The 6,643-nt window shown below is 48.7% G+C and carries 7 protein-coding genes and 3 pseudogenes; all 10 read left to right on the forward strand.

All coding sequences use genetic code 11. The features are described from left to right. Positions 1-513: pseudogene (locus AO268_RS31030) on the forward strand (hemagglutinin repeat-containing protein); the annotation flags it as partial. A gap of 23 nt (positions 514-536) precedes the next feature. Further along, positions 537-1,898: a VENN motif pre-toxin domain-containing protein gene (locus tag AO268_RS33445; protein ID WP_257154490.1), complete on the forward strand. Its 1,362-nt coding sequence runs from the start codon at positions 537-539 to the stop codon at positions 1,896-1,898. Continuing rightward, entirely contained in the window at positions 1,895-2,608 is a 714-nt protein-coding gene (locus AO268_RS31040; RefSeq protein ID WP_141562864.1) for a hypothetical protein, read from the forward strand. Before AO268_RS33445 ends, AO268_RS31040 begins: the two co-directional genes overlap by 4 nt. A 93-nt stretch (positions 2,609-2,701) precedes the next feature. Further along, complete coding sequence (locus AO268_RS33935) at positions 2,702-2,989, forward strand: toxin glutamine deamidase domain-containing protein (protein ID WP_141562865.1); 288 nt, start codon at positions 2,702-2,704, stop codon at positions 2,987-2,989. Between the two features lie 193 nt (positions 2,990-3,182). After that, the gene (locus AO268_RS31050; protein WP_099170807.1) at positions 3,183-3,878 is read left to right on the forward strand and encodes an REP-associated tyrosine transposase; all 696 of its coding nucleotides are present in this window, start codon (positions 3,183-3,185) and stop codon (positions 3,876-3,878) included. 49 nt (positions 3,879-3,927) lie between these two features. Further along, entirely contained in the window at positions 3,928-4,488 is a 561-nt protein-coding gene (locus AO268_RS31055; protein ID WP_257154491.1) for a hypothetical protein, read from the forward strand. 106 nt (positions 4,489-4,594) lie between these two features. After that, positions 4,595-4,955, forward strand: a pseudogene (locus AO268_RS33940) (DUF637 domain-containing protein); the annotation flags it as partial. A 20-nt stretch (positions 4,956-4,975) separates the two neighbouring features. After that, on the forward strand, positions 4,976-5,746 hold the full coding sequence (locus AO268_RS34050) for a TreTu family toxin (RefSeq protein WP_420876174.1): 771 nt from the start codon (positions 4,976-4,978) through the stop codon (positions 5,744-5,746). An 8-nt stretch (positions 5,747-5,754) separates the two neighbouring features. Next, positions 5,755-6,042 (forward strand): hypothetical protein, encoded by a 288-nt coding sequence (locus AO268_RS31065; protein WP_076961998.1) that lies wholly within the window; start codon positions 5,755-5,757, stop codon positions 6,040-6,042. A 385-nt stretch (positions 6,043-6,427) separates the two neighbouring features. Continuing rightward, a pseudogene (locus tag AO268_RS32965) lies at positions 6,428-6,643 on the forward strand (phage head morphogenesis protein); the annotation flags it as partial.

The raw sequence follows: 6,643 nt of genomic DNA on the forward strand, positions 1-6,643 counted from the left end.
TCTGCCGAACTGGCGCGCACCATTGGCAGCACCATCGCCAAGGCGAAAATCGACGAGTCCGAAGACCCCAACAGCGACACCGGCAAAGCGGCCCGGCAGAAGTTGCTGGAACGTGGGATCGCCGAGCCCACCCCCTTGCAAGTGAGGCAACAGGCCGAGAGCGATTACGGCGTCGGCAGCAGTTTCCAACGCACCACGCAAACCGTGACCGCCATCGTGCAGGGGATTGCCGGCGGCAACGTGGGCGCGGCCATCGCGGGCGCTAGTGCGCCCTACCTGGCGCAGCAGGTCAAGGACATGACGGCGGGTGATGACGCCGCCAACCTCATGGCCCACGCGGTACTGGGGGCGGTGTTGGCCAGGGCCAGTGGCAACTCGGCACTGGTGGGAGCGGGTGGTGCGGTGGCGGCTGAGGCCACGGCGAAGTTGATCCGTAACCAGCTGTATGGAGATGTGAGTAATCAGGAACTGACAGCGGAGCAGAAACAGACGATCTCACCACGGCGAAGTTGATCCGTAACCAGCTGTATGGAGATGTGAGTAATCAGGAACTGACAGCGGAGCAGAAACAGACGATCTCGGCGTTGTCGACGTTGGCGGCGGGGATTTCGGGTTCTGCAGTGGGCAAGGATGCGCTGAGTGCGGTGGCGGCGGCGCAGGTTGGGAAGAATGCGGTTGAGAATAACCTTCTGAGCCCAGCCGATAGGTCGGCGCTGGAGAAAGCACGTAATGCACTGAAGAACGGTGAGTACACCGCTAAAGACGCTCAGGACCTCCTTACGCTCGACAGTAGGGATCAGATCTCAGACGCGTTAGTTCAGCATCTTCTGCGTGACCCAGGATCAATGAGCGATGCTGAAAGAACGGCGGCAGTTGCGTACTTGATGGATTACACCAATGCATTGATTACGGTGTATGGGGAGGACAAGGCGAGGGAGACCGTCGTCGCGCTGACTCTACCTAGCCCGAAAATGCAAAGTGACGATGTGGCTTACGCCGCCAGGCCTTTGGATAAAAACGCTTCGCTTGAGCGCCTCTATCCGGGTGATGTATGGGGGCAAATGACTCGTGTCTACAGCGAAAACGAGCAGCTTTACCGTCAGGCGCAAGGCGTATTGCGCATTGACCAGAATTACCAGCAGGAAGCGGCCCTTGGTACGCCTGCTTTGTATGCGCTTGGCGGGGCGCTGGGCTCTGCTATACGTTTGGTGACTGTTGAAAGTGGGGTGTTGCAAGTTGCTTACGGCGGTGTGCAAGCTTATAAGGGGGACACGAGCGGCGCGGCGACGAATATTGTACTTGGAGCTTTGGGCGCGACGGCAGTAGGCTTGCCGAAGGCGTTTGCGACAGGGGCACTTGGCGGGAGTACGAAGGGAGCAGGTGCAAAAGGGCTTGGAAGTAAGGTCGATGACTTACTGCCAAACCTCAATACCCGGGTACTTACCGAGACTGAGGCAAGAGCCTTGGGTGGTGAAAATAAAGGTCTGATTTATGTCGCGGAAGGCCCAAAAGGAAAGCCTGCGGCGCAGGACTTTCAGGCGGGTACCAATGGCGCGTTTACTGATTTAGCGACAGGTAAAGGAGGGGTGCCGGCGCTGCGCTATACCAACCCCAATGAAAAAGGCGTCAATTTTGTTAAGTTTGACGGAATTGAGAAGGCAGTTGATGGTTCGACTGTTATGTTAATTGATGCAAAGACAAAGTTGGCCATCTGGAGCCCTTCAACGCAAAAGTCGGTTTTGGATACTTTGCAGCGTGTGAAATCTGCCGTTGATCAAAATCCCGAATATAAAGTTGTATATGAGTTTCCGAATCAAAAAGTTGAGGCTCAGGCTAAGGCTTTCATTCGGTCCAATGGTTTCGATAGCGTTGTTAGTACTAGGACAAGAACCCCATGAGTGCAGCAGATATAGAACTATGGTTTTATGCGTGTCCTGATAAAGCTCTATCTATAAATCAGCGACATGCTGAAATCATGGATAGGATGTCTCAGATTGGTGCTCCTTTAGGGTTTGCGGGTCTTGAGCTTCCGGCTACCCCGAGTTGCGACGACGGGTTAGTTGCTACCTATACAGTTAAACTTCCCATCAGAGGGCTCCGGTGTGTGGGAGACTATGCGTATCGTGGTGATCGATACATATATGAAGATAGGGCCTCCTATGACGAGCACTTGCGGTTTGGATTTAAGATATCAAACAAGGCTATTGATTATAAACTTGTTGTGAATGAGCACTTACCAAAAGTGATTGAGGCTTTCAAGGGATATAGGGCTCATGTATCCTATGATCTGTATGGTCTGTATTATCAAGGAGGGTTGAACGATGACAACGCGGTTTATAATCAGTTGCGTGAGGACAAAACTTTAGATATTGATGGGCGCAACAATATTTATACGCTATATCCTGCCCAGTTCTGGGATGCAGCCCTTTGTCAGCGTGCTCTAGGCTATGGCCCTGATGAAGTAATTGCACGATTGGAAGGCAAGTGTCGTATGGCGGTACGGCTGATGGGTGGGGTCTATTTAATTCTCAATGATGACCCGAACATGTCCTATGAAACTTTTGTACAAATGAATGAACAGATCAAGCCGATCTTGGGGCTGGTCTAGTGGGCATATATTGAAGGAAAAGGATTTATTTGAATTTGGGATTTATGAACTGGTACAAAAGCGGCAGGGGTTGCGGACGAAACTGCAGGTTCAATAAGGAACGTCAATCCAGGTTATCCAGACGCTAGGCGAACTCATAACTGCGTTGATTGTTCAATTGCTACTGATGCAACACTGGCAGGTAATCCAGCATCTGCATTGCCGATAAACTCCACCAAGGGTGTTCCGTTGACCGTGCTGGAGAAGCAACATGGAGCTAAGTTTAGCGGTGTGTCTTCACCCGAAACCATTAAGCAAAAAGGGACAAATTTATTTTTAGCAGATTCAAGGGTGGCTGTGTCAGCTCACGATTTTTCTGTGGTGAGCTTTGGGGTGAGATAATCTGTTTTTGGCTTGCGCAACTTCGTTCTTTAATAATTTGGTTTTGTTTTTATGTATTTGGAAGTTTTATTTTTAACTAAATCGTCCAGCTAAAAACGACCTTTTCTTGTGATATTTATACGCTGAAGCAGAAAAAGAAAATTTATTTTTGTCCCTTTGCTAGGCTATAAACTCTTAAGGAAGGAGGTTCATTATGCCTAGGATGGGACGTGTTGTTCTGCCAAACTACCCGCACCATATTGTACAGCGTGGTCACAATCGTCAGGTTGTGTTTGCCTCGCCAGAAGATTACCAACGCTATATAGGGGATCTTCGGGAGCTGAAGGAGGCATTTGGCGTAAAAGTATATGCCTATTGTTTAATGACCAATCATATTCATTTATTAGTCACACCAACCGAGTCGGCTGCTGGTTTGGGGCAACTTATGAAAGCGCTTGCAGCACGAGCTACTCGCTATCGGAACCGGATAGAGAGGCGGACAGGTACTTTATGGGAGGGTCGATATAAGTCGAGCGTGGTGCAGTCCGAAAGATATCTTCTGGCGTGCTGTCGATACATCGAGCTGAATCCTGTTCGTGCCGATATTGTTGCGAGTGCAGCAGACTACCCATGGTCAAGTTATAACGCCCGAGTCGGCTGTTCTCCTGATAACGATTGGTTAGACATTGATGATTGCTTTGATGTGTTGGGTGATACAAAGCAGGATCGGCAGGAAAGTTACAAGAGCTTCGTAAATCAGGCTGTTTCAAGCGATGAGTTGAAAACGATACGTCTGGCTCTACAGCGTGGGCAACTTACTGGAACTACTCGCTTCATCGATGAGGTCGAGCGTATCGCAGGAATCCGAATCGCATATCGAGGGCAAGGTAGGCCATGGCACGATAGATAAAAATAAATCTGTCCCATTTTTCACTTTATAGTTTTTCAGATAAGGATGCTTGATCTTGATAGTTAGGTTTAATATATTTTTGCTTTTGTTTTTTCTGTTGGCCGGTTGCGTCACCAATCAACTGCACTTCGCAGCCTACACTACAGACGCAGAACTATCTGCAATCAAAAATAAAGCCATTCACTCAGCGATAATCAGTGTTTCCGGCGATGAACGCTGCACTCACTGTTCCGAGAATAGTAAGGTGGTTTGGCATGCAGCCAACTACAATGTGGGACTGTACGAGGGCTTCGCTAATGTCCCAGTGACCGATTGGTCTGAATTTATCAAGCTGTCTATCGGATCTGATGCTGATGCGAGTATAAAAACTAGAGTCGAGATTGACCGGGTTTTCGTCAAGACTTGGAACAGTCCTGATTATTATGCGTGCGAAGCCAGGCTCTCCGTTTATATCGGAACGGCTAAATATACCGGGCAGTCGCGTGTGAAAGTAAAAATGGCAGGCCAGGAACTAGTTAGCCAGGATCTAGCCTATCTGAAGTCAGAGACACTAAATGCTGTCAGTCTTGCGTTGAAGGCTGCTTATATAGATGCCCTGGGGCAACATTGAAAAAGCCACGTTAAAAGTAAAAAAAGTAAAAAAAGTAAAAGGGGACGGATTTGTTTAATTTTCTTAGAGGTATTTTTCTTCGGTTAAATAAATCTGTCCCCTTTTTGATGCGCTGAAAAGCGCACTTTTCAATACGTTGGCGGCAGCCAGTTTCAACCTAGTGGGGAATTACACCCAAGGTGTAGTTGCCGATGGTTCGGCACCCAAGATTGCAATTCACGCAATGGTGGGTGGCTTGCTGGCTGAGGCTACGGGCGGTGACTTTAAAACCGGTGCGTTGGCGGCAGGGGCGAACGAGACGCTGGTTACTCATCTGGATACGCTGGTCAAAGGTAACGAAGAGCTGCTGACGATGAGTTCGCAGATCGTTGGCGTGCTGGCGGCGGCCGGGCAGAAGGATGCGGATGCGGCCAAGATTGAGAAGGGGGCTTGGGTTGCGAAGAATGCTACGCAGTACAACTACCTGTTGCATCGCGAAGTGGAGGAGATGATTAAGGAGGTAGATAGTAAAAACACGGAAGAAGAAAAAAGGGAGGTTAGAAACCGATACGCCCAGCGCGACCAGGAGCGAAACGAAAAGTTGGGCGAGATTTGCACTCAGACACCAGATATTTGCAAGTCTATTTCAGCATCACTTGTCAATGATGATCAGGGATTAGTTGAATTAGTTAGCCGCTTGAGGGCTGAGGGTAAAGGCGGCGCGGCGCTTGCCGTTGGCAGCTATATTGACAGTAATTTATTTGCGACTAATATAATTGCAGCGGAGATAAAAGCTGCAGATGGCGGTGCTTTGGAAGCGCTGGCCGCTGAGGGTGTTAAGGCCGGTGTTGGTGTTGTGGCTATTAAGCCCGGGGCAGGGAAAGGAAAATTACCTTCGGGTGCAAAAGGTACTGCTAATACCGCATTGAAGCTTGGCGAAACCCAAACTATTAATGATGTAAGCATGACTCGTGTCGGGAGATGGATGTCTCCTGATGAGCTGGCACAGATGCAAAGTAGTAACAAAATTGTTCAGGGAGGCGGCGGGCAAACCTTTATCTCAACTAACGGTGCCGCTGATTTTAAGGGGGCTGCGTCTAAAGGTTCCGTCTATGTCGAGTTTGATGTTCCAAGTAGTGGATTATTGCAGGGTGGTAAGGAAGGCTGGTATAAAATGATTGGTCCGGACGCAAGTAAATCCCAGCAGTATTTGCTTAATAAACAGGGTGGAGAACATCTCCCTGAGGTAAAAAATATTAATGTGCTAGATAGTAAGTGAGAGGGGTTATGGATGCTTTTCAGTTTAATAAAGAAGTTAAGTCTCTATTGAAAGGCTACTCCGTAGAGTATTCAAAATTCGCCAACGGGGATTTTGGTAACCTTGAGCGGATAGAGCTGGAAGGCTTTAATAAGCTGGCGACCGTAGAATTTTGGTCTGAAGGCTGGATAGGCATTGATATATATGACTGTGCTTGTGATGAGCAGGTCATGAATATTTTGCTTTCTCCAGAGGAAAAAGATCTTGCCCCTAAAGCATTTGAAAAGCTTCTGGATACATTAAATCGAAATAGTTAATAAGTATCTCCGGAAACCCAGGGTGCTTATTTATCTGTAGATCCCAGCCTCGATTTGACACCGGCCCTGCGCCGGTGCAAAAGGGGCTGTCATTCCAAAAGGTTTTTCAAGTACAGATGACTTTGTACGCTTTGGCACAGATACGCGAGATGGTTTGGCACGCGCTGGCTATGGGAATGTAGAGCCAATTCTTCAAGGAAGTGCCGTAACAGGCAAAAGTTTTAGAACTGGGAAAGAGTTTGACGTTGGCAGGGTGAGTGATTTTGATATTGCGCTGGCAAGTCCAGAGCTTTTGCAACGCAAAAGGGGACAGATTTATTTTTTGCTTCTAGCGGGCGGCGAAATGATCAAATAAATCTGTTCCCATTTTTTCTCTGACTACCTGTTGGACAACGCCATTGGCTACCGCGACTCGCTCAATCTGCAACTGGGCGTGGCCCTCACCGCTGAGCAAGTGGCGGCTCTGACTCGATCAGCAACACCCGGTGACAAAAAAGGGGACGGGTTTATTTTTCGAGTGTCTAGTCCTGAAATAGGTTTACACCTGTTTCACCCTAACGCCCGATGCACCGCATCGGGCGTTTTGTATTTCAAAGACAGG

It is taken from the genome of Pseudomonas sp. ICMP 8385 (genome assembly GCF_002699915.1).
In the GTDB taxonomy this organism is placed as follows: Bacteria; Pseudomonadota; Gammaproteobacteria; order Pseudomonadales; family Pseudomonadaceae; genus Aquipseudomonas; species Aquipseudomonas gessardii.